Origin of the sequence: Fructobacillus papyriferae (assembly GCF_018437225.1) — a bacterium.
GTDB lineage: Bacteria > Bacillota > Bacilli > Lactobacillales > Lactobacillaceae > Fructobacillus > Fructobacillus papyriferae.
The window spans coordinates 56,120-78,165 of the sequence record NZ_JAAMFI010000001.1; the positions used below are offsets into that span (position 1 = coordinate 56,120).

Sequence of the window (22,046 nt, forward strand, 5' to 3'; positions counted from 1 at the left end):
GCCATGGCACAGTCCTACGCCCAAATCGTGGTTGATGTACCGACCCAACAAACTAATCGACCTTACACGTATGATGTGCCAGACGAACTGGCCGCTCAGGTGCAACCGGGCGTTCGCGTGCTGGTGGCTTTTGGCCACCGTTCTGTTCTGGGTTACGTGGTCGGGTTGACTGAGGCCTTGCCGGAGGATTTGACCGAGGCGCAGGTCAAAGACGTGTTGACGGTCCTAGACGAACGGCCCGTGTTATCATCCGAGTTGCTTGAGCTGGCCCATGATTTGGCCAAGAAGAACTTCTCTTTTTGGGTCGCCTTTTTGGCTTTGATGTTGCCAACGGCGCTGAAGGCTTCTTATCGCAAGGAACTAACGGCCAAGGCTGGCTTGTCCGATTCGGACCGGGTCGCTTATTTGGATGGTCAAAAACAAGTGTTGGTGAAAATGAAAGCTTTTTCCGCTAAGGGCTGGCGAGCCATCCGTAACCTGCAGAAAAACGGGCTGTTGGACGTTCGAACCGTAGTCGAAAACCAAGGAAAAGTCAAAACTGAACTGGCTTATAAAACAAATGCTGATTTGGAAGTCTTACAAAAGATCGACAATGAACTTTCTAAGGGCGCTAAGCAGCAACGGCGCCTTTTGAACTTTGCCATGGCTCACCCTGGGCAAACTTTTTCTAAAAAAGACTGGCAAGCGCAACTCGATTGTTCACTTGCCAGTTTAAATACGGCTGTTAACAAAGGCATCCTGGAAAAGGTGCAAGTCGAAGTCAAACGTCGACCGGCTATCATGGGGGCTAAGGCTCTTTCAGGATCATTGCAGGGTCAAAAAAAGGTTCTAAATGATGAACAGCAAGCTGCTTACGACCGAGTGACCTCGGCCATCGAAAAGGGGCAAAACAAAGTCTTTTTGTTGGAAGGAATCACGGGATCTGGCAAAACCGAAGTTTACCTCCAGGCTGCTCAAAAAGCCATTGACCGGGGGGAACAGGTTCTCTTTTTAGTGCCAGAAATCGCACTAACCCCACAAATGCAGCGACGCGTCGAGGAACGCTTTGGCGATAAGACGGCGTTGCTCCATTCCGGTCTATCTTCTGGCGAGCGCTATGATGAATGGCGGCGGATCCATGACGGTCAGGTGCAGGTGGTTGTCGGTGCTCGTTCGGCGGTCTTTGCACCACTTGATCGGCTCGGCTTGATTATCGTCGACGAGGAGCATGAAAGTTCGTACAGTCAGAGTGAAAATCCTCATTATTCGGCTCGGGATGTTGCCCTTTTTCGGGCCAACTATCATCAGGCACCGGTTGTATTGGGTTCAGCAACGCCCTCTTTAGAAAGTCGAGCGCGGGCGCAAAAAGGCGTTTACGAATTGTTGACACTAACGAAGCGGGCCAATCCGGAAGCTAGCTTGCCCCAGGTCGACATTGTCGACATGCGCCAGGTGCAACTTGATCGGGGCGACACGAACTTCTCACAGGAATTGTTAGATAAGCTAAAGGCCCATTTAAAACGTGGCGAGCAAGCCGTTTTGATGCTCAATCGACGCGGCTTTTCTTCCTTTGTGATGTGCCGTGACTGTGGTTATGTGCCCCGGGATCCGAACTGTAACCTGGCGATGACACTGCACATGGATAGTCGAACATTGAAGTGTCACTATTGTGACTATCAAGAACCGATTCCACGAATTTGTCCGGCTTGTGGTTCAAACCGCATCCGCTATTATGGGACAGGAACGGAAAAGGTGGAAACTGAGTTGCAAGCCTTGTTGCCAGATTATCCTGTGATTCGTCTTGATCAGGACACCACCCGTAGAAAAGGGGCGATGGGGAAAGCCTTATCCGATTTTGGTGAAAAAAAGGCGCAGATTTTATTGGGCACACAAATGGTGGCCAAGGGGCTGGATTTCCCAGACGTTACCCTGGTCGGCGTGTTAAATGCTGACACTGGATTAGGATTGCCGGATTTTCGGGCGTCTGAAAAGACTTTTCAGCTACTGACTCAAGTTGCCGGTCGAGCCGGTCGGGCGAAGGCCCAGGGCGAAGTGGTGATTCAAACTTTTAATCCAGAACACTACGCCTTGAAGTATGCTGAAAAGCATGATTACGAAGGATTTTACCGGCAGGAAATGGCGATTCGTCACGCGGCCGAATTTCCGCCGTATTACTACACCATTCAGATTCAATGTTCTTCACCCGATGAAAACCGCGTCTCTTTGCAGACAGCAAAGATTGCTGCCTGGTTGAAGAAACGCTTACCAAAGGACGTTTTGCTCCTGGGACCGTCCCCCCGATCGATTGCTAAGATGAAGGGGCGTTTCTTTTTCCAGATGATTTTGAAAATGAAGAAGCAAAACGAGGCGGACGAGCTTCTTCGCGACCTGGTTGATCGCTCGCAAAAAGCTGATCAAGACTTCCGATTGGAAGTTCGTCGTGATCCCGTTTCCTTTATGTAAAAGACCCAAAAGATTCCGATAAATAGGGACGTTTTGGGTCTTTTTTGTCTTTTTTGATATACTATAAGTAACATTCCCTTTTTAGAAAGTGCAGTGAGGTAGAAAAACATGGCATTATCAATTGTCTTTATGGGTACCCCGCAATTTGCCGTGCCAACGTTAGAGGCATTAGCTGAAGATGACCGCTTCGACGTGAAAGCTGTGGTCACACAGCCTGACCGTCCTTTTGGACGTAAACGTCAACTGAAGGCAAGCCCAGTAAAAAAAACAGCTGAAAAATTGGGGCTACGCATCATGCAGCCCGAAAAGATCTCTGGTTCTGATGAAATGGCAGCGATTATCAATATGGCCCCCGACTTCATTGTGACGGCGGCTTTTGGTCAATTTTTGCCAACTAAGTTATTGGAAGCAACCAAGTATGGCGCTGTCAATGCGCACGCCTCACTTTTACCAAAGTACCGTGGCGGTGCACCGGTTCACTACGCCATCATGAACGGCGATGACAAGACGGGCGTGTCTTTGATGTATATGGTCAAGAAAATGGATGCCGGGGATGTCTTAGACGTCGTCGAGGTGCCAATCGAAGCGACCGACAATGTCGGGACGATGTTTGAGAAATTGGGCCAAGCAGCGGTGCGATTGGTGACCGAAAATCTGGAAAAGATCGTCTCGGGTGAACGTCAAGGAACCCCACAAGATCCAGAACAAGTCACTTTTTCACCAAATATCACCCGTGAACAACAGCGCGTGCATTTTGATCAAGAAACCGCCCAGCAATTGGATTGGCACATTCGTGGCCTCTACCCAACGCATCCCGCTCACGCGACAACAGCCGGGGACAAGGGCCAGTCAATCAAGTTCGTTCAGGTCACGCCTTTGGACGAAAAGACTGACGCCAAGCCGGGTGTGATTACCTTTAAAAGCAAGAAGGCCCTGCACGTGGCAGCGGCCGATGGCAGCCAGCTTTCAGTCGACAAGCTGCAACCAGCCGGCAAGGGCGTCATGGACATCACGGCCTTCTTGAACGGGGCTGGCCAACATTTGGCGGTCGGGGATGCCTGGATCGCAGTAGGAGAGGCGAATGCCTAAAAAGATTACTCATTCGGATAACCCACGTCTACTCGCGGTTCTGACCTTATCAAAGGTCAAAAACGGGGCCTATTCGAACCTGCAACTAAATCAAATTATTAAACAAAATCCATTAAAAGATACTGATAAAGGCCTCTTGACTACCTTGGTTTACGGAACAATCCAGTACCGAATGTTACTGGAATTCTGGCTGGCCCCCTTTGTGAAGGGCAAGAAACTGGAAAATTGGGTGAGGGAACTGCTCTTGACCGCTCTTTTCCAATGGCAGGAACTGGATCGAATTCCAAAGCACGCCCTCTTCAATGAAACAATTGAGATCGCTAAAACGATGGGCAACGTTGGGACGGCCGAGTTCGTGACCGCCGTTTTGCACAGTATGGATCGAAAGGGCTTGCCGGATCCGAAAAAGATTGAAGATTTGACAAAACGCCTGTCGGTGACCTACTCAGTGCCAGAGTGGTTGGTCAAGGAATTGACCGCACAGCTCGGAGCGGATAAGACCGATCGGATTTTGCAGTCCTTGAACCATGCCCCTGAACAATCCGCCCGGGTGAACACGGCCAAGGCTGATAAGCAAACGGTTCGTGCATCGCTGGAAGAAGAAGGCTACACCGTCAAAGACGGCCAACTGGCAGCCGATGCCTTGCTCATCTCCGGTGGCCACGTGGCTTCGTCAACAGCTTACAAGAAAGGCTTGTTGACGGTCCAAGACGAGTCCGCTATGCTGCCGGTCGAAGCCATGCAGATCGATGATTCGGTCCAGCGCGTTTTGGACGCGGCGGCGGCACCGGGTGGTAAGACCACCCAAATCGCCCAGTACCTGCAGGGCGACGCCCGCGTGACGGCTTTGGACATTCACGACCACAAGGTCAAGCTGATTGCCCAAAATGCCGCTCGCCTTGGACTGGCCGACCGGGTCGACGCCATGGCGCTCGATGCCCGCAAGATTCCGGACAGCTTCGAGGAAGGTTTCGACCGCATTCTGGTCGACGCCCCTTGTTCCGGTCTCGGCCTGTTGCGTCGTAAGCCAGAAATTCGCTACGACAAGACGATGGCTGACGTGGCGCATTTGGCAGCCCTGCAACTGGCCATTTTGGAAGCGGCCGCTTCCAAGCTGAAGAAGGGCGGCCAGCTGGTTTATTCGACTTGTACGATTCTAGACCAGGAAAACGACCAAGTGGTGCAACAGTTTTTAAAAAAGCGACCAGACTTTGTTCAGAAAAAGACCGTAACAAAAAAGTTGATTCAGGCTGACCGTACTGACTTAGCGTTGAAAATTTATCCGGATGATTATCAAACTGATGGCTTTTACATTGCCACCTTTCAAAGAAAGGATTAACAGTTATGGCTATTGCCTACCAAAGTGACAAAGGACCGGCTCGGTCCGATAACCAAGATGCCGTTGGCGCTTTTTACAATCGTGCCGGCAACCCTTTAGTATTGGTTGCAGACGGGGTGGCTTCTCAAGAAGGTTCAAAGAAAGCGGCTCAAATGGTTGTATCGACTTTGGGGCATGCCTGGGAGCAGGTCGCCTATGACGAAGAGGAAAAAGTCAAAGCTTGGTTGATTCATCAGGCTGACTTGGCGAACCAGGCCATCCTTTTAGTCGGTGAACATGACCAAGAAATTAGTCAGATGGCCACAACGTTGGTTCTAGCGGTCTCCTTATCACAAAAAGTTCTTGTCGCTAACGCCGGCGATTCCAGGGCTTACCGGTTTCGTAACCGAAAAGCGCAGCTGTTGACTTTTGATCATACGGTCAAAAATGAGCTGGCCCGTCAGTCCGGGGAGCAGGTGGACGCTGCACTGCCAGAAGCTAATTCTTTAACCCGTTATCTTGGCGTGAATAAAGAACTGAATCTCGAGTGGACGACTTTTGTGCCAGAAAAAGACGATTGGCTGTATTTGACATCGGATGGCATGGCTAAAGTGCTTTCCATAGAGGCACAGCTGAGTATCATCCAGCCAGGTATCAGACGGCCGGCCAATAATCCGATTATGGGGTCGGTTTTGGATATTTCAGAACGCCTGTCTGCTTTGGTCAAAGCAGCCATTGCTAAAAACGTGTCGGATAATGTCACGGTCCTGATTATGACCGACATGACTGGGCAACGTGACAGCACGGGGCAGCAACTGACGATTCAAACCGATCGGCCGGTCAAAGCAGAAGAAGTGATTGATGAAAACGGATTGAAAGGAAGATTAGACTAATGGAACAAGGAACGATGATTGATAACCGTTACCAAATCGTGCGTCCCTTGGGTGACGGGGGGATGGCCAACGTTTTCCAAGCTTATGATACGTATCTGAAGCGAGACGTTACCTTAAAGATGATCCGTTTTGACATTAAGGATCAGCCGGAGGCCTTGGCCCGCTTCCAAAAGGAAGCTAAGGCGGCCACGACGTTGGTCAACGACCACATTGTTCAGCTCTATGACGCTGGCGAAGCAGAGGGTAACCCTTATCTGGTGATGGAATACGTGGCGGGGATGGACCTGAAGAGCTACATCAAGGCCCACTTCCCCATTCCTTATCAAGAAGTAGTCGACATTATGGAGCAGGTGCTTGAGGCGGTTTCTGCTGCGCACAAAGCTGGTATCATTCACCGCGATTTGAAGCCGCAAAACATTTTGATCAACGAACAGGGTCAGGTCAAAATTACCGATTTTGGCATCGCTTTGGCCCAAAACAAGTTCGGCTTGCCGGCAACAAAGGAACCAATCATTGGCTCCATTCACTATCTGGCGCCGGAAGTGACCCGCGGGCAACAGGCTTCTGAAAAGTCTGATATTTATGCCTTGGGTGTCATTTTGTATGAAATGTTGACCAACCAGGTGCCCTATCAGGGGGATACGGCCGACCGGATTGCCTATCAGCATGCCGAAGTGCCAATGCCTTATGTGAAGGATTTTGATCCAGAAATTCCGCAACCGCTTGAAAACGTCATTTTACGTGCAACGGCAAAAGACGGAAAGGATCGCTATTTTACAACGGAAGACATGGCAGAAGACTTGCAGACTTCTTTGTCTAAACGTCGTTCTGGCGAAGGGCGTTTTGTTCCAGAAGCTTCCGATGAAACGAAGTTAGTGACCCCCGACTGGAACAGCCACCCCTTTGTCGAAGACGATCCAGAAGAAAGCGCCACAGAAGAAAAAAACGATGTGGAAAGTCGGATCATTGACTACGGCCAAAAGGGTTATGCCGTCAAAGAAATCGCCGAACAGGTTGACCGTACACCAAAATTTGTTCGTGAGGTACTGGATAAGAATGGCATTAAGTACCGGTCAAAGAAGAAGTGGTTTGTCTTGGCCTTCTTCCTCTTGGTGATTGCCGGAGCCACTGCCAGCTTCACCATCGCTAAAAATTCTTACACGGCCGTTCCGGACGTAACGAACCTGTCCGAGTCGGCTGCTAAGAGTAAATTGTCGGACGCCGGCTTGTCAGTTGGCACAACGGCGATGGCCAGTTCCAAGTCAGTCAGCAAGGGGGATGTCATCAAGGTGGTTCCTGGTGTTGGCCGCTCCGTTAAGAAGAGTTCATCCGTCAAATTAGTCATCTCTTCAGGAACCGATACGGTTTCGATCTCGGATTACTCCGGTTGGGACTACTCGAAGGCCGCTAATCAATTGACTAACAAGGGGATCACAGTCAAAAAGAAGACCGAAAACTCAACGAGTGTGCCTTCTGGTCAAGTCATGAGCCAATCGATTGCGGCTGGTTCTGACGTCGATCCATCGGATACGACGATCACATTGACGGTTTCGGATGGGGCTAAGTCGTTGACCTTGCCTGATCTAACTGGGAAGTCTCAGTCGGATGCCGTTAACTGGGCGAACCAGAACCAGGTTTCCTTGGCCTTTACCATCACAGACTCCAACAAGCCAAGTGGGACAGTGATTGCCCAAGATCCTGCGGCTGGTTCCAAGTTTACCTTGGACAAGACGCTGACCCTGCAAGTTTCGTCTGGGGCCAGCGCTGCGTCAAGTAGCAGCCAGAGCGACAATGGAAATAAGAACAATTGATGATTGAAACAAAAGAACACCGTGTTGGTGTTCTTTTGTTTCTTTTTACTTTTCAAGGCGGCTCCGTGCGCACTCATGCTATAATATTCCTATGAAAACAGGACGGATTATCCGGTCATTGGCCGGCTATTATGATTTAATGCTTGAAGACGGGACGGTTGAACGGACCCGTGCTCGTGGCCAATTCCGCAAGCGTGGCCAAAAGCCTTTGGTGGGCGACTGGGCCGACTTTGAGTCGGAGAATGGCGAAGGCTTGATCTGGGCTTTGCACGAGCGTGAGAACAGTCTGGTGCGCCCGCCAATGGCCAATGTGGATTTGGCGATTGTGGTGACCTCGGTTGTTGAGCCAGCCTTCTCGCAAAACCTACTGGACCGACAATTGGTCGCACTGGAAGCCGAGAAGGTCCATCCAGTGCTCTACTTTTCCAAGTTGGATTTGCTCGATGAGGCTGAACAGCAAGCCTTTCGTAAAAAGGTGGCGCTCTACCAGAAGATTGGCTATCCAGTCATCTTTTCGACGGATGACGTGAAGCAAAGCTTTGCCCCTTTGTTAAAGGACCAAGTCGTGGTCGCCATGGGGCAGACGGGAGCCGGGAAGTCGACTTTGCTAAACGAATTGGCGCCTGAGCTGCAGTTAACGGTGGGCGAAGTATCGCAGGCCCTCTCCCGTGGTAAACACACGACCCGGCAGGTTTCGTTGATTCCAGTGCCGGCCTACGAGACGCTAATTGCGGACACGCCGGGCTTTTCGTCTTATGAAGTCTTTGACTTCCCAGTCGAAGAGTTGGGAAATTATTTCCCAGAAATCCGTGAAGTGGCGGTCGGCTGTCGTTTCCGGACCTGCTCACATCTAAATGAGCCGGGCTGTGCGGTCAAAGAGGCGGTCGAACTTGGCAGCATTAGTGCTGAGCGGTATAATAGCTATGAATTGTTCTACCAAATTATTAAGGGAAAACGGCCGGTTTATCAAAAAAACTCGACCAAGTGGAAGCAAGATCGCTTGAACTAATCCCTTTGAATGAATATAGAAAGAGGAAAGACATGGCAGGAATTATTGCCCCATCCATTTTGAGCGCTGACGTTACAAAGTTAGGCGAAGACGTGAAGTTGGTTGAAAAGGCCGGTGCCAAGTATTTGCACATTGATTTGATGGACGGTTCATTCGTCCCATCAATGGCCTACGGACCCGCTTGGGTTAAGCAATTGCGTCCAATGACGGACCTCTTCTTGGACGTCCACTTGATGGCCGTTCACCCAGAAAAGCACGTCGACGAATTGGCAAAAGCCGGTGCGGATCTGATCGGTGTTCACGTTGAAGCAACGCCACACATTCACCGCGTCTTGCAAATGATCAAGAAGGCCGGCGTGAAGGCGGAAGTCGTCATCAACCCAGGTACGCCAGTGTCTGCCATCGTTCCTGTTTTGGGCATGGTCGACCAGGTCTTGGTTATGACGGTTAACCCTGGTTTTGGTGGCCAGGCCTTCTTGCCTGAGATGACCGAAAAGATTAAGGAATTGGTTGTCTACAAGCAAGAACTTGGCTTGGATTTTGACATCGAAGTCGACGGTGGTATCAACAACGAAACGGCCAAGTTGACGGCGGCTGCCGGGGCCAACGTTTTCGTTGCCGGTTCATACGTTTATGACAAAAAGGATCCAGCAGCCAAGGTACAGACCTTGTTGGATGTGACGAAGTAAAACTGGCCGAAAGGCTTTGGCGGGCTGATCGATTCAGCCCGCTTTTCTTTTAGGAGTGCGTGATGAGAATCAATATTTTAGCCGGTGGCCCAAAGGAAAACTGGCCAGCTGATCTCTTTAAAAAACCTGGTGACTGGGTTGGTGCAGACCGAGGGGCGCTTTTTTTGATGGAAGCGGGGATTGAGCCGCTCTTTGCCGTTGGTGATTTTGATTCGGTGTCTGATGACGAGCGCCAGCGCTTGATCGCCTACCAAAAGGAACGTGAGATGACGATCTATCCGGCCCACAAGGATTACACGGATACGGCCTTAGCCGTCCGTTACGCCATGGCGGCCGGGGCGGATGACATTGTTTTGTACGGGGCAACCGGTGGTCGCTTGGATCATGAGTTGTCGAATTTGACGATTCCACTCTTGGATAGTTTTCTTCCTCAGGACGGTTTTTCCTCTTTGGTTGGCCGCTTTAGCATTGTGGATTGCCGAAACACCATCAGTTATTTGGATGCCGAACACAACGTTGTGGAGAAACTTCCTGGCCACCATTATTTGGGCTTTATGCCATTAGGTATAGTCGATAATTTCTCGATTCTGGATGCCGAGTATCCATTGACAATTAAGGAAAATAGCGGTATCATGTATTCATCAAATGAATTTATTGGGGAATTGGTACATGTTTCTATTGATCGTGGCATTGTACTGGTCACTCAGTCGACGGATAGGAGGAGCTAATGGCAGTTGAAGCATTAACAGACGCAAATTTCGAGGAAAAGACCAAGACAGGTGTTTCCATTACCGACTTTTGGGCAGCTTGGTGTGGCCCATGTAAGATGCAATCGCCCGTCCTCGATGCCTTAGCAGAAGATCCAAATTTTGCTAACATTAACTTTTTCAAGGTGGATGTGGATGAAAATAAGCAGGTACCGGGTGATTTTGGTATCCGAGCAATCCCAACTTTGGTTGTTGTGAAAGATGGTCAGGCGGTTGAGCGCTTGACTGGATTCCATAATAAAGAACAATTGAGCGAAATTTTGCATAAATATGCCTAATATCTTGCCAAAGTCTAAACCCTCTGGTAAAATATTGTATTGTTGATAAGAAGAGCAGGCACGTCGTGCGGCTCGGATAGGAGGGTCAGACATGGCAAAAGATGCAATTAACGGTGCACGCACCCGCTTTGGTAACCAACGTTCCCACGCCTTGAATTCAAGTCGTCGTAGCTGGAAGCCAAACTTGCAAAAGGTAACGGTTAAGATTAACGGTTCCGCACCTAAGAAAGTTTACTTGACTGCGCGTAGTTTGAAGGCCGGATTGAAGAACGGCTCAATCGAACGTGTATAAAAACCACTCCACTGGGTGGTTTTTTTATTTTATGACGACCTTGAAAAGAATTTCTCTAAGTTGGGGCTTTTCGTCAGGTCATGGTAAAATAGAGAGTAAGTAATTTGAAAGGATAAGTGGAGCGTGCTTCATGCTTCATGGGCTTATGTGATGGCAATTAAAATTCGAACAAAAAACGGTGATGTCACGGTTGAAAATGATGTGATTGCATCCGTTGTCGGTGGCGCAACCATTGCCAACCCCGGAGTGGTTGGCATGGCATCGCGCTCTGCTTTAAAAGATGGGGTAAACCAGATCCTAAACCGTGAAAACTACGGTCGTGGGGTTGTGGTTTCACAGCAAGAAAAAGGCTTGACCATCGATGTGTATGTTGTGATTCAGCACGGCATGAAGTTGGCGGATATCACCACTTCTGTGCAAGCACGCGTGAAGTATTACCTAAACGCCTACTTAGGCTTACAAGTACCCGAAGTGAACGTCATTGTTCAAGGGATCGAAACTGAGGATTAAGAGAGAATGACTGCAGAAAAAATCACCACCATTGATCCACTTGTCTACGGAAAAATGGTGAACGCGGCCGCAGCCAAGTTGTCTGCCAACGCGGAAAACATTAATAAGTTAAACGTTTTTCCTGTTCCAGATGGTGACACGGGAACCAACATGGCCTTGTCCATGGCTTCCGGTGCCGAATACGAACGGGAATCACAAGAAAAGACGGTTGGTCTGTTGTCGAAGGCAACGGCCAAGGGCCTGTTGATGGGGGCTCGCGGGAACTCGGGGGTTATTTTATCTCAGATCTTCCGCGGCATGGCGAATTCGATGGCTGATAAGGACAACCTGTCAGCCCGTGACATGGCCGATGCCTTGATGGAAGCGGCTAAAGTCGCTTATAAGTCAGTGATGAAGCCGACTGAAGGAACGATTTTAACGGTCATTCGTGAAGCAGCTGCTGAAGCGGATCGTTCTGCTTTGGCTTCAGACGATTTGCCAACTTTGATGGAGAAGGTTAAGGCCGCTGCCCAAGAGGCCTTGGATAAGACGCCTGAACTCTTGCCTGTTTTGAAGGAAGTTGGCGTTGTCGATTCCGGTGGACAAGGATTAGTCATGGTGTTGTCCGCCTTTGCTGAAGTGGTTTTGGGAACCTTCGACGAAGATAATTTGAAGGCCCCAGATAACGCGGAATTGGATCAGATGGTCTCTAAGCTGCACGCCGGTGCGCAAGCTGACGAATCGTTGAACCCAGAAGACATTAAATTTGGGTACTGTACCGAAATTATGGTCGATTTGGCAACGGGGACGACTTGGGACCAGCCGTTTGACTATGACAAGTTCTATGACTATATCGCTGACAAGGGGGATTCTCTCTTGGTGATCAACGATGACGATGTGGTCAAAGTTCACGTTCACACGGAAGACCCCGGCTCGATCATTCACTGGGGAACGGAGTTTGGTTCTTTGCGGAAGGTCAAGGTTGACAACATGCGTGACCAACAACAAGCCGTGATTGATAAGCAAGAAGAAGAGAATTCAACCGATCAAAAGCAGCAAAAAGCACCGGCTGAAGCACCTGAAATGGCGGTTTTTGCCGTTGCTTCTGGAGACGGTGTGGCTAAACTTTTCGATTCACTTGGTGTGTTTAAAGTGATCACGGGTGGTCAAACGATGAATCCATCAACCAAAGATTTCGTCGACGCTATAAAACAATCGGGTGCTAAGCAAGCTATCATCTTGCCAAACAACTCAAACATTTTCTTGGCCGCTGATCAAGCTAAGGAAATGGCTGAAGTACCGGTTTCTGTCGTGAAGTCCCGTTCAATCCAACAAGGGTTGACGGCAATGTTGGGTTACAACCCGGAGGCTTCTTTGGAGGAAAATGAATCCGCCATGACAGAAGAACTGGCGACGGTCGTTTCCGGTTCGGTGACTCAGGCTGTGCGCGAAACGACTTTGAATGGTCAAGAAATCAAGAAGGGCGATTGGCTTGGCATGAAGGACGGTAAGATTGTTACCGTTGGCAAGCAGTTGGTCCAAACAGCAAAGGCGTTGCTAGAAGAAATGTGTGATGATGATTCTGAAATCGTGACGATCATTTCTGGTAAGGGCGCTAAGTCAAAGGATGAAAAAGCTTTGGAAGAAGCGATTGCTGAAATTGACGAGGATTTGGAAGTCGAAGTGCACGATGGTGGACAAGACCTCTACCCATTCTTGTTGTCAGTTGAATAAGCTTAAAATAAAAGAACGCACTCTTAAGAGTGCGTTCTTTTTGTGTGTGGATAAAAGACGGTTGAAAACAATTGTATAAAAAGAAAAAGCCCAAAGCAGCGAGGCTGTCCTTTCGGCTTCCGTTGTTTAGTGAATGGCTGAGATGGCAGCGTAAATCACGGACCCTGCCATGACGATCACCATGAAAAGAGACATGAAGAGGGTCCACTTTTGATAGCGGGTCTTCTTTTTCTTTTCAAAAGTAGGCATCGGTTTTTTAGCGAGTTGGCGGTTAACTTCATCTTCCAACGCCTTATCGACTGTTGGGGCGACCGGGCGTGATTCTTCGGCTTTTACTTGCTTTTTTTTAAACATCTTTCATGTTCTCCTGAATGTACTAGGCATATCTTACCATAGGCCGCATTAAAATTGAAATTTTACCCCCATCTTGATACAGTTAGGAAGAGGTGAATGCGATGGTTTGGTATTTTTGGGCTGGCCTGTGGCTAGTTGTTCTACTTTTGATCATGATTTGGCGCTTTTTGTATCGAATGCTGCCGGGACTTTCTTTTATTGATTTGACGACGCTGCCTAACTGGCTTTTCTTTTATCTAATTGAAGGGACAGCGTTTTATCGTTCGGACTTGCTCTTTTTTGTGGCGCTATCGTTTTTGATCGGGGCGATCGTTGCTTTTTTGATTCTCGGGCGGAAAAATCTTGGAATTGCTCGATTTAGTCACTATTTTTGGCGGGCTATGGGATTATTAGGTGCTTTTTTGTCACTTATCACCATTTTGCTTGCGCTAGTTAGCCAATTTTTGTCATAAAATGGGATTTTTCCCCACAGAGCCAAACTCTTGATATATCAAGGGTTTGGCTCTTTTTTATTGGTCTTTTTAACATTTTTTTAAAGAAAAGTGGTGAAAAGTGGGGGAATGTGGTAAATTGTATTTAAGTAATCCACAGAAGGGAGGAGTGGGCCATCATGTTCATGGGCGAATCATCACACAATCTCGACCCCAAAGGCCGGCTCACAATTCCCGCTAAGTTTCGTAACCAATTAGGTGAAACTTTTGTCATTGCCAAGTGGATGGAACATTCCTTACGGGCCATGCCCATGGACGTTTGGAATCAGCTCGAAGAGCATTTAAATAACTTACCAATCGGGAAAAAAGACGCCCGGGCTTTTAAGCGTTTCGTCATGGCCGGTTCCATGCAAGCGGAGTTTGATAAGCAGGGACGAGTGATTATCGCTTCGAACCTGAAAGATCACGCCGAATTGGAAAAAGAAGTCGTGGTTACTGGCGTTGGCGATTCTTTTGAAATCTGGTCAGCAGATAACTGGCAGGCATACACGGAGCAGACTGCTGAAAACTTTGACGAGATTGCAGAAGGCTTAGTGGACTTTGATTTCTAAATGGCCTCGTCATTCCTTGGTTGCTTGACGTTTTGAAGAAAGAAAGGAGTTCGACATGACATTTGAACACGTAACGGTGCTTTCGAAAGAAGCGGTTGATCTCTTAAACGTTAAGCCAGACGGCATCTACGTCGATGCGACTTTGGGTGGTGGTGGCCACACCGGGGGGGTTTTGTCTAAGCTGACGACCGGTCGACTTTATTCATTTGATCAAGACGAAACGGCGATTGCCTATAACCAGGAGCAATACAAAGCGGAAATTGCGGCTGAAAAATTAGTCTTGGTTTTTGATAATTTCCGGACGCTGAAGGCTTCTTTGGCAGCGGCTGGAATCGACCATGTCGATGGTGTGCTATATGACCTTGGGGTCTCTTCTGTTCAATTTGACCAAGGCGACCGTGGTTTTTCTTATAACCACGATGCCCCTTTGGACATGCGGATGGATCAGCGCCAAGAATTGACGGCGAAGACGATCGTTAATGACTGGCCATTTAATGATTTAGTTCGCGTTTTGACCCGTTACGGAGAAGATCGTTTTGGAAAAGCAATTGCTCGAAAGATCGAACAAGCCCGTGAAGTGAAGCCAATTGAGACAACCTTTGATTTGGTGGAAATTATCAAAGAAGCCATTCCGGCACCGGCTCGCCGGCATGGTGGCCACCCGGCCAAACGTTCGTTTCAAGCTTTGCGCGTGGCCGTTAACGATGAGCTTGGTGCCTTGGAAGATTCTTTGGAACAGGCTTTGGACATGCTTTCCGTTGGGGGGCGTATCTCAGCGATTTCCTTCCAGTCCCAAGAGGATCGCTTGATTAAGCAAATGTTTAAAGAAAAGTCGAAAGCTCCTGAGTTACCACGCGGTTTGCCTGTCATGCCAGAAGAAATGGCGCCCGACTACCGGCTCTTGACTCGCAAGGCGATTAAGCCAAGTCAAGAAGAGCAAGAAAAAAACCACCGGTCGGCTTCCGCGCAATTACGCGGTATCGAACGGGTGAAAGCCTAAAGCAGAGCGTGTCAAAGCGGGCATCTGTCAAAGCAAAAAGATTGCATGAATAAGAAGTAAAGGAGAGAATCGGATGGCACAAAACGCGTACCAATATGAAAACGCAGCCAGGGCACTGCCTGGGCAACCGGCTAAGAAGAAAGTTAAAGTAAAAAAACGCTATCAACCAGCTGTTTGGACAAAGCAGGAACGTTCGCTTGTCATCGTAATGGCTGTCACGGTTCTCTTCATGATGTTAGCGACCGTGATGACCACGGTTTCCATGCAACGTGTTGATGCTAAAAACCAAGCAGTTAGCGAAAAGATCGACAAGGTTAAGGAAGAAAACGACTCCTACCGGGGTGATATTCAGACGAAAACCAACAAGGATAACTTGGAGAAAGTTGCGAAATCGGCTAACATGGAACAAAGTGTTAATAACGTTCGCAATGTCAATCAATAAATTATGAAACAAAACAAAAGACGACAACTCGGGAAGAAAATCACTGGTAACGCAAAGATGTTTGGTCTGCTTTTAGGCCTCTTTGCTCTTATTATCATTGTGATTATGGGTGGTCGTCTTTTTCAGATCGCCGGAATCAAACATGTCAACAATCACGATTTGTCCGCCGCGACGCGTTTGACTTTTATGCAAAAGTCAACGGTGCCAGCAACCCGCGGGCAAATTTTGTCGTCTAATGGGTCGATCCTGGCGGACAACTCGACGGTTTATGACATGTATGCGGTGCTGGATAAAAAACAAAAGGTGAATGGTAAACCGGATTACGTGACGGATGCCAAAAAAACGGCCGAAACAATAGCGCCGATTTTAAATGCTGATGAAAATGATCTTTATCAACAACTATCGTCTAAAAAGTTACAAGTCGAACTCGGTACAAAGGCCAAGAACTTGTCGGTTGATCAGTACAATCAAATCAAGAAACTGAACTTGCCAGGGATTAAATTTACCGCTCAGCCAGCCCGGTACTATCCAAATAACCGAATGGCTTCCCATATCATTGGCCTGACGAATTCGATCGCCAATAAGGTGGGACAAAAGACATTAAACGGTGTCCTTGGCATTGAGGCCTTTAAGAACAAGGCCTTACGTGGTCAAGATGGTCTGACAACAACGCTTGGGTCGGAAGTCCAAGATTCGAAAAAAAACCAGGTAAAAAATGGCGATAACGTGACTTTAACCATCGATGAAAAGTTGCAGGCTACTTTGGAAAACCGCATGGACGTGCTTTATGCCGGGACGAAGGCAAAATCGGCAGCGGCTTTTGTCATGGAAGCCAAAACTGGAAAGATTGTGGCGGCTACGCAGCGGCCAAATTTTGATCCAAACACACAAGATGGGCTATCGGATGCTTGGGAAAACATGCTGAACCAGGCTGCTTTCGAACCAGGGTCGACGATGAAGACCATGACGCTGGCTGCTGCCATTCAAGAAAAGAAGTGGCAGCCAAACAGTACCTACCAATCCGGAACTTTGGACATCAACGGTCAAAAAGTGACTGACTCCTTCGGTAATAACGAGGGAATCTTGACTTACAAGCAGGCTTTTGAACGTTCTTCTAACGTTGGGTTTGCCAAGATCGAGCAGTCGCTTGGAGCCAAAACCTGGAAAAAATACTTGAACCGGTTCCATTTCTTGAAAAAAACGGGAATGGAATTACCAAATGAACAGGCGGGTTCGATGTCTTTTGATCAACCAATTGACCAGGCCAATACGTCCTATGGCCAGGCCATTCGGACAACGCCGGCTCAAATGTTACAGGCATACTCCGCCTTTGCGAATAAAGGAACGATGGTCAAACCTTATTTGGTGGAAAAGACCACTGATCCACTGACGGGTAAAACAACTTCTTCAGCTAAGACCCAAAAGGTTGGCACACCGGTTTCCTCATCGACAGCAAAGGAAGTCTTGTCCAATATGGAAGGGGTTGTCAACGCCGACGATGGAACGGCTAAGCAGTATTCACTTTCGGATGCCGGTTATCAGGTTGCTGCCAAGACGGGTACTGCCCAGGTAGCAGAAAACGGAAAATATCTGGACGGATTGACCAACGCCATTCACTCTGTGATGGCCTTGGTACCAAGTGATAATCCACGCTACATCATGTATGTTGTGGTTCGCCAACCTAAAAATTTCCCGGATGCTAATATTCAAATTACCTTGAATAATGTTTTCCGCCCAGTCATGCTGCAAGCCCTAAACGATAAGGACGCTACGGTAAAGTCAGCCACGAAGGCAGAACCCTTACCGGATGTTCGTGGTCAAAACATTGAAAACGCCAAAAAGACGTTAACCGACATGGGAATGCGGGTAGCCGTTGTTGGCACCAAAGGAAAAGTTCATGCCCAGTCCATCAAGGGCGGACAATCGGCCATTAAGGGCCAATTAGTGATTTTATCGGCCGATGGAAAAAGCCAAGCACAGGACTTTACCGGTTGGACAAAAAACGAAATTTTGTCTTGGGGTTACCTGGCTGGTGTTAAAATAAAATTATCCGGTTCCGGTTATGCGACGAAGCAATCCGTCAAAGCGGGGCAAGGACTTTCAAATCACCAAACGATCGAGTTGACATTTAAAGAGAAGGAATAACAGATGCTTGTATTGGAATTTCTATTAGGATTGGTCCTAACGGTTGTGGCCATGCCGACCGTCATTAAAAAGTTGAAGCAAAGTAAGGAACAAGCGGTCATCCGTGTGCTCGGACCCGATCATCAAGCAAAGGCGGGAACGCCCTCTCTTGGTGGTGCGGTCTTTGGCATTGTGACATTAGCCATTGTCTTTTTCTTACCAAGCACTTATGAAAATAGCCACTCCTTGACGACGGTTTTGGCTTTGGCTGTTGGTTTTGGATCCTATGGTGTGATTGGGGCCGTTGACGACATCTTGAAGCTAGTTCGCCATGCGGATGATGGCTTTGCCTTTAAGCCTAAGCTTTTCGCTCAAACGGTTTCCGCCTTGGTCGTTATGCTGTTGCTCTGGGCCATGCATGTTCCGGCTGCCATTAATTTGCCGGTTGTTGGGGTCGTTGAACTCGGCTTTTTCTACATTATTTTCCTTTGGTTTTGGTTAGTTGGTTGGTCGAACGCGACCAACTTGACCGATGGTCTAGATGGCTTGTTAACGGGCCTTTCCTTGATCGCCTATGGCACCTATACGCTGATGGCGATTCGTGTGGAGAACTGGGCCATGGTTTCTTTTAACGTTGTTTTGATCGGCGCCTTGGTCGGCTTTTTGCTCTTTAATAAGCCAAAGGCTAAGATTTTCATGGGGGACACTGGCTCCCTTGCATTGGGCGCTGGTTTGGCTGTTGAGTCCATTCAATTACACGCCGTGATTTCGCTTCTAATCATCGGCTTGGTTTTTGTTATCGAAACCTTGTCCGTGATTATCCAAACGATTTCTTATCACTTCTTTAAGGTCCGCGTCTTTCCAATGGCGCCTATCCACCATTCTTTTGAAAAATTTGGTTGGAGTGAATGGCAGATCGATATTGTTTTTTGGCTCTTTGGGTTGCTTTGTGCAGCCATTAGCCTGTGGATTTTTTAAAGCGATAAGCGAAGCCGGTGTTCTTTTGATACCGGCGTACATAAAACAAAAAGAGGGGTAGTCATGACAGCCTTGGAATTTAATGGCAAAAAAGTATTGGTGCTTGGCTGGGCCAAGTCTGGTCGCGCTGCGGCTAAACGCTTAGTCGAATTGGGAGCAGATGTCACGGTGGCTAACCGCGACACCATCAAAGAAGATGTAGACGTTTCTGAATTGAAGCAGGCGGGTGTGACCTTCATCGAAAACGACGGAGCCGCTGCCTTGGCGGCCGATTCCGATTACTTGGTTAAAAACCCAGGTATTTTCTACAATCATCCAATCGTCGAGAAGGCGGAATCATTGGGCATTCCCGTTTTGACAGAAGTGGCCGTGGCTTTGTCGACCTTTACGGGCCGCTTGATTGTCGTAACCGGTTCGAACGGAAAGACGACGACCACTTCTTTGCTTGGTGCCATGCTCCAACACGATCCTAGTCAGGGCAAGGTTGTTATTGCCGGAAACATTGGCACGCCAGTCTGCCAAGTGGTCGGTGACTTGACCGAAAAGGATACGCTGGTTTTGGAGCTCTCGACCTTCCAATTAGTCGGCATTCCAGAATTGCAAGCGGATATCGCAGTGATCACCAACGTCTTTGCCAACCATCTGGACTTCCACTTGAACCGAGACAATTATTTGGCAGCTAAGGAACGCGTGGCTATCCACCAACGTCCCGATCAGACGCTGATCTTAAACGGAACCGGAAAGGACACGCCGGCCATCAGCGCTTTGGCCAAGTCCAAGGTCTTGGAATTCAACCCGGACGACCAGCAAGCCTTCGCCCACGAAAGCAAGGGTGATTTGGTCTTGAATGGCAAGGTTCTGATGCCTTTTCTAGACGTCAAATTAGTCGGTCGGCCGAACTTAGAAAACGCGCTGGCCGCTACGGCAGCCGCCACGGTTGCTGGCTGCAGCATGGCTGCCATGCGGGCTGTTTTGACAACCTTTGCTGGGGTGAAGCACCGACTCGAATTCCTTTTCAAGGAAAACGATGTGCTTTACTACAATGATTCAAAGGCGACCGACATCGAAGCGACCCAGGCCGCTCTATCTGCCTTTGAGAAGCCAACGATTTTGCTGGCTGGTGGATTGGACCGTGGCGATGATTTGTCACGCTTGGTACCGGATTTGAAGAACGTTATTCAAGTAATCGCCTTTGGTCAAACAAAGGACAAGGTTGTTCAACTGGCCAAGGAAGCCAAGGTGCCGGTTGAGCTTGTCGAAAACGTCGAAGAAGCCGCACCGCTGGCCGTCCAAATAGCCCAACCTGGTCAGGTTGTTTTGCTCTCACCAGCAGCGGCTTCTTGGGACCAGTACCCAAATTTTGAAATTCGCGGTGACAAGTACGTCGCTGCTTTGAAAAAAGCTCTCGGAAAGAAGGATTAAAAATGAAAGTCATGCTCTCAGGTGGCGGCACGGGCGGCCACATTTACCCAGCTTTGGCCCTGGCCGACATTATCAAGGAAAAGGAAGCAGATGCGGAATTTCTCTACGTCGGTTCTTTTCGTGGGGTTGAAAAAAACATCGTGCCAAAGACGGGCATGCCTTTTAAGCAATTACATGTTCAGGGATTCTCCCGTTCGCTTTCGCTGACCAATTTTAAGACGGTCTACCTCTTCTTAAAGGCCGTCTCAGAAGCCAAGAAGATGATTCAAGCCTTCGAACCAGACGTCGTTGTCGGAACGGGTGGCTACGTCTCCGGTGCTGTTCTCTATGCGGCCGAACAGTTGCACATCCCAACGGTCATCCACGAGCAGAACTCGGTGGCTGGTGTCACCAACAAGTTCTTGGCTAAAAAGGCAACCAAGATCGGGATCGCCTTCCCGGATGCCAAGAGTTTCTTCCCGGCTGATAAGACCGAGTTGATCGGGAATCCGCGGGCCCAAGAAGTGGCTAAGATGTCTTCTGATTTTTCATGGGAAAGCTACGGCTTGTCCGATGACAAGAAGACCTTGTTGATCTTTGGTGGTTCCCAAGGAGCACCAGCGATTAACTTTGCTGCCTTAGAAGCAGTCCCTGCCTTTAATGACCGCGACTATCAAGTTGTTTTGGTCGCAGGGCCAAAGCGGATCGATAATTTCATGCGCCTTTTGCAAGAACAGGGCAAGACGTTGTCAGACCACGTGAAGGTATTGCCCTACATCGATAACATGCCAGCTGTCATGCAAAAGGCTTCCGTCTTGGTTTCACGTGCCGGGGCCACGTCGATCGCCGAATTGACGGCGCTTGGCTTGCCAAGTATCCTGGTGCCATCACCATTTGTGACTGGTGATCACCAGACGAAGAACGCAAAATCCTTGGTGGACGCTGGTGCGGCTTTAGCCATCACGGAACCCGAATTGAACGGGGAAAGCTTGGTCAAGGCGGCCGACGCCTTGCTTTTAAACGACGACCAAGCCAAAGCCATGGAAGGGCAATCCAAAAAGGTTGGCATTACCGATGCCGGGGATCGCTTCTACGACTTGATCAAGAGCGTCGTCCAAAATTAGGAGTCGATTCGTGCAAGAAAAATGGCACACAATCTCAAAGGACGAAGTCAAAACCAGTGCCTGGTGGGCCCTGGCTTTTTTGGCCTGCTTTCTCCTCTTAATGGCCCTGTGGCGGCCCTGGCAAAAAATCACAACGGTTACGGTTGATTCTGGTAACATTCCGACCGAAACGATTGAAAAACAGATGGGCCTAAAAGAAGGGGCTTATCGCTATCAGGTCGTCTTACAAGAAGGCTTCTTGGCTCAAAAAATCATTCATCAAAACAACAAGGTGTCGGAAGCTAAGTTGCAACTTTCGCAGACGACGTTGAAAGTGACGGTAGCAGAAAAGATTAATGCGGGCTTTATTCAAGAAAAAGGGCGCTGGTATCAGCTCGACTCGAATGGCAATCGGCGGTTGGTTAAAGAGCCCGATGGTCGGGGACCGGTCTATTCGGATTTTCAATCAAATGATCGGGTGAAAAAAGTGGCCAAGCAGGTCGCTTCTTTGGATAAGGTCATCCGCCAAGATATCGGTGAAATTCGGTTTGCGCCGGATAGTAAAAACGACAGCAAGTTGATCTTGATCATGGATGATGGCAACACGGTTTATGCCACGCAGAAGACACTTTCTGAAAAAATGCGTTATTATGCTGGAATTGCCCAATCGATGAGTGAGCCAGGCATTATCGATTTGCAGATTGGCTCCTATTCATACAACTATGGATCTTAGACAAAATTCGCTAAGAAATTCCTTTGAAAGCCTACCGACCAGGCCTCCAATATGTTAA

At 48.7% G+C, this 22,046-nt stretch carries 22 protein-coding genes; 21 read left to right on the plus strand and 1 reads right to left on the minus strand.

What is annotated here, in order from left to right; translation table 11 throughout:
* Nucleotides 1-3: 3 nt before the first annotated feature.
* From priA to G6R27_RS00385, 12 genes are all read left to right on the plus strand, one after another.
* Nucleotides 4-2,442 (plus strand): primosomal protein N', encoded by a 2,439-nt coding sequence (gene priA, locus G6R27_RS00330; protein WP_213819102.1) that lies wholly within the window; start codon nucleotides 4-6, stop codon nucleotides 2,440-2,442.
* 108 nt (nucleotides 2,443-2,550) lie between these two features.
* Nucleotides 2,551-3,531, plus strand: a complete 981-nt coding sequence (fmt, locus tag G6R27_RS00335) for a methionyl-tRNA formyltransferase (protein WP_213819103.1) — start codon at nucleotides 2,551-2,553, stop codon at nucleotides 3,529-3,531.
* Complete coding sequence (rsmB, locus tag G6R27_RS00340) at nucleotides 3,524-4,870, plus strand: 16S rRNA (cytosine(967)-C(5))-methyltransferase RsmB (RefSeq protein WP_213819104.1); 1,347 nt, start codon at nucleotides 3,524-3,526, stop codon at nucleotides 4,868-4,870. The genes fmt and rsmB overlap by 8 nt, the downstream gene beginning before the upstream one ends.
* Before the next feature lie 5 nt (nucleotides 4,871-4,875).
* Complete coding sequence (locus G6R27_RS00345; protein ID WP_213819105.1) at nucleotides 4,876-5,742, plus strand: PP2C family protein-serine/threonine phosphatase; 867 nt, start codon at nucleotides 4,876-4,878, stop codon at nucleotides 5,740-5,742.
* Complete coding sequence (pknB, locus tag G6R27_RS00350; protein WP_213819106.1) at nucleotides 5,742-7,553, plus strand: Stk1 family PASTA domain-containing Ser/Thr kinase; 1,812 nt, start codon at nucleotides 5,742-5,744, stop codon at nucleotides 7,551-7,553. Before G6R27_RS00345 ends, pknB begins: the two co-directional genes overlap by 1 nt.
* Nucleotides 7,554-7,644: 91 nt before the next feature.
* On the plus strand, nucleotides 7,645-8,562 hold the full coding sequence (gene rsgA, locus G6R27_RS00355; protein WP_213819107.1) for a ribosome small subunit-dependent GTPase A: 918 nt from the start codon (nucleotides 7,645-7,647) through the stop codon (nucleotides 8,560-8,562).
* Nucleotides 8,563-8,594: 32 nt separating this feature from the next.
* Nucleotides 8,595-9,251: a ribulose-phosphate 3-epimerase gene (gene rpe, locus G6R27_RS00360; protein ID WP_213819108.1), complete on the plus strand. Its 657-nt coding sequence runs from the start codon at nucleotides 8,595-8,597 to the stop codon at nucleotides 9,249-9,251.
* Nucleotides 9,252-9,313: 62 nt separating this feature from the next.
* Nucleotides 9,314-9,979 carry a thiamine diphosphokinase gene (locus G6R27_RS00365; RefSeq protein WP_213819109.1) on the plus strand — a complete coding sequence of 222 codons (666 nt, stop codon included), beginning with the start codon at nucleotides 9,314-9,316 and terminating at the stop codon, nucleotides 9,977-9,979.
* Nucleotides 9,979-10,296 (plus strand): thioredoxin, encoded by a 318-nt coding sequence (gene trxA / locus G6R27_RS00370; protein WP_213819110.1) that lies wholly within the window; start codon nucleotides 9,979-9,981, stop codon nucleotides 10,294-10,296. Before G6R27_RS00365 ends, trxA begins: the two co-directional genes overlap by 1 nt.
* A 91-nt stretch (nucleotides 10,297-10,387) precedes the next feature.
* Nucleotides 10,388-10,588 carry a 50S ribosomal protein L28 gene (gene rpmB, locus G6R27_RS00375; protein ID WP_213808711.1) on the plus strand — a complete coding sequence of 67 codons (201 nt, stop codon included), beginning with the start codon at nucleotides 10,388-10,390 and terminating at the stop codon, nucleotides 10,586-10,588.
* Nucleotides 10,589-10,738: 150 nt separating this feature from the next.
* Nucleotides 10,739-11,098, plus strand: a complete 360-nt coding sequence (locus G6R27_RS00380; protein ID WP_213819111.1) for an Asp23/Gls24 family envelope stress response protein — start codon at nucleotides 10,739-10,741, stop codon at nucleotides 11,096-11,098.
* A 6-nt stretch (nucleotides 11,099-11,104) separates the two neighbouring features.
* Entirely contained in the window at nucleotides 11,105-12,811 is a 1,707-nt protein-coding gene (locus tag G6R27_RS00385) for a DAK2 domain-containing protein (protein ID WP_213819112.1), read from the plus strand.
* Between the two features lie 126 nt (nucleotides 12,812-12,937).
* On the opposite strand, the gene G6R27_RS00390 is transcribed toward G6R27_RS00385, so the two are convergent.
* A complete protein-coding gene (locus G6R27_RS00390) occupies nucleotides 12,938-13,165 on the minus strand; it encodes a DUF4044 domain-containing protein (protein WP_213819113.1) in 228 nt (75 codons plus the stop codon).
* A 101-nt stretch (nucleotides 13,166-13,266) separates the two neighbouring features.
* On the opposite strand from G6R27_RS00390, the gene G6R27_RS00395 reads away from it, so the two are divergent.
* The 9 genes from G6R27_RS00395 to G6R27_RS00435 all read left to right on the plus strand — a co-directional run bounded on the left by G6R27_RS00395 (nucleotide 13,267) and on the right by G6R27_RS00435 (nucleotide 21,988).
* Entirely contained in the window at nucleotides 13,267-13,617 is a 351-nt protein-coding gene (locus tag G6R27_RS00395) for a hypothetical protein (protein ID WP_213819114.1), read from the plus strand.
* Nucleotides 13,618-13,775: 158 nt separating this feature from the next.
* A complete protein-coding gene (gene mraZ / locus G6R27_RS00400; RefSeq protein WP_213819115.1) occupies nucleotides 13,776-14,207 on the plus strand; it encodes a division/cell wall cluster transcriptional repressor MraZ in 432 nt (143 codons plus the stop codon).
* Nucleotides 14,208-14,262: 55 nt separating this feature from the next.
* A complete protein-coding gene (gene rsmH, locus G6R27_RS00405) occupies nucleotides 14,263-15,207 on the plus strand; it encodes a 16S rRNA (cytosine(1402)-N(4))-methyltransferase RsmH (protein WP_213819116.1) in 945 nt (314 codons plus the stop codon).
* A 73-nt stretch (nucleotides 15,208-15,280) separates the two neighbouring features.
* The gene (locus G6R27_RS00410; protein WP_213819117.1) at nucleotides 15,281-15,649 is read left to right on the plus strand and encodes a cell division protein FtsL; all 369 of its coding nucleotides are present in this window, start codon (nucleotides 15,281-15,283) and stop codon (nucleotides 15,647-15,649) included.
* A 3-nt stretch (nucleotides 15,650-15,652) separates the two neighbouring features.
* Nucleotides 15,653-17,794, plus strand: a complete 2,142-nt coding sequence (locus G6R27_RS00415) for a penicillin-binding protein (protein WP_213819118.1) — start codon at nucleotides 15,653-15,655, stop codon at nucleotides 17,792-17,794.
* Between the two features lie 3 nt (nucleotides 17,795-17,797).
* Entirely contained in the window at nucleotides 17,798-18,751 is a 954-nt protein-coding gene (gene mraY, locus G6R27_RS00420; RefSeq protein WP_213819119.1) for a phospho-N-acetylmuramoyl-pentapeptide-transferase, read from the plus strand.
* Nucleotides 18,752-18,814: 63 nt separating this feature from the next.
* Nucleotides 18,815-20,173, plus strand: a complete 1,359-nt coding sequence (gene murD / locus G6R27_RS00425) for a UDP-N-acetylmuramoyl-L-alanine--D-glutamate ligase (protein WP_213819120.1) — start codon at nucleotides 18,815-18,817, stop codon at nucleotides 20,171-20,173.
* Nucleotides 20,174-20,175: 2 nt separating this feature from the next.
* Nucleotides 20,176-21,276, plus strand: coding sequence for an undecaprenyldiphospho-muramoylpentapeptide beta-N-acetylglucosaminyltransferase (gene murG, locus G6R27_RS00430; protein ID WP_213819121.1), 1,101 nt, complete (start codon nucleotides 20,176-20,178; stop codon nucleotides 21,274-21,276).
* Between the two features lie 10 nt (nucleotides 21,277-21,286).
* The gene (locus G6R27_RS00435) at nucleotides 21,287-21,988 is read left to right on the plus strand and encodes a cell division protein FtsQ/DivIB (RefSeq protein ID WP_213819122.1); all 702 of its coding nucleotides are present in this window, start codon (nucleotides 21,287-21,289) and stop codon (nucleotides 21,986-21,988) included.
* The last annotated feature ends 58 nt before the right edge of the window (nucleotides 21,989-22,046 follow it).

Excerpts from the sequence above, each read along its gene's own strand:
- G6R27_RS00410 (WP_213819117.1), top strand. The coding sequence starts at position 15,281 with ATGGCACAAAACGCGTACCAATATGAAAACGCAGCCAGGGCACTGCCT.
- rpmB (WP_213808711.1), top strand. The coding sequence starts at position 10,388 with ATGGCAAAAGATGCAATTAACGGTGCACGCACCCGCTTTGGTAACCAA.
- pknB (WP_213819106.1), top strand. The coding sequence starts at position 5,742 with ATGGAACAAGGAACGATGATTGATAACCGTTACCAAATCGTGCGTCCC.
- G6R27_RS00415 (WP_213819118.1), top strand. The coding sequence starts at position 15,653 with ATGAAACAAAACAAAAGACGACAACTCGGGAAGAAAATCACTGGTAAC.
- mraY (WP_213819119.1), top strand. The coding sequence starts at position 17,798 with ATGCTTGTATTGGAATTTCTATTAGGATTGGTCCTAACGGTTGTGGCC.
- rsgA (WP_213819107.1), top strand. The coding sequence starts at position 7,645 with ATGAAAACAGGACGGATTATCCGGTCATTGGCCGGCTATTATGATTTA.
- trxA (WP_213819110.1), top strand. The coding sequence starts at position 9,979 with ATGGCAGTTGAAGCATTAACAGACGCAAATTTCGAGGAAAAGACCAAG.
- rsmB (WP_213819104.1), top strand. The coding sequence starts at position 3,524 with ATGCCTAAAAAGATTACTCATTCGGATAACCCACGTCTACTCGCGGTT.
- G6R27_RS00380 (WP_213819111.1), top strand. The coding sequence starts at position 10,739 with ATGGCAATTAAAATTCGAACAAAAAACGGTGATGTCACGGTTGAAAAT.
- rsmH (WP_213819116.1), top strand. The coding sequence starts at position 14,263 with ATGACATTTGAACACGTAACGGTGCTTTCGAAAGAAGCGGTTGATCTC.
- G6R27_RS00390 (WP_213819113.1), bottom strand. The coding sequence starts at position 13,165 with ATGTTTAAAAAAAAGCAAGTAAAAGCCGAAGAATCACGCCCGGTCGCC.
- murD (WP_213819120.1), top strand. The coding sequence starts at position 18,815 with ATGACAGCCTTGGAATTTAATGGCAAAAAAGTATTGGTGCTTGGCTGG.
- mraZ (WP_213819115.1), top strand. The coding sequence starts at position 13,776 with ATGTTCATGGGCGAATCATCACACAATCTCGACCCCAAAGGCCGGCTC.
- fmt (WP_213819103.1), top strand. The coding sequence starts at position 2,551 with ATGGCATTATCAATTGTCTTTATGGGTACCCCGCAATTTGCCGTGCCA.
- murG (WP_213819121.1), top strand. The coding sequence starts at position 20,176 with ATGAAAGTCATGCTCTCAGGTGGCGGCACGGGCGGCCACATTTACCCA.
- priA (WP_213819102.1), top strand. The coding sequence starts at position 4 with ATGGCACAGTCCTACGCCCAAATCGTGGTTGATGTACCGACCCAACAA.
- G6R27_RS00345 (WP_213819105.1), top strand. The coding sequence starts at position 4,876 with ATGGCTATTGCCTACCAAAGTGACAAAGGACCGGCTCGGTCCGATAAC.
- G6R27_RS00385 (WP_213819112.1), top strand. The coding sequence starts at position 11,105 with ATGACTGCAGAAAAAATCACCACCATTGATCCACTTGTCTACGGAAAA.
- rpe (WP_213819108.1), top strand. The coding sequence starts at position 8,595 with ATGGCAGGAATTATTGCCCCATCCATTTTGAGCGCTGACGTTACAAAG.
- G6R27_RS00365 (WP_213819109.1), top strand. The coding sequence starts at position 9,314 with ATGAGAATCAATATTTTAGCCGGTGGCCCAAAGGAAAACTGGCCAGCT.
- G6R27_RS00395 (WP_213819114.1), top strand. The coding sequence starts at position 13,267 with ATGGTTTGGTATTTTTGGGCTGGCCTGTGGCTAGTTGTTCTACTTTTG.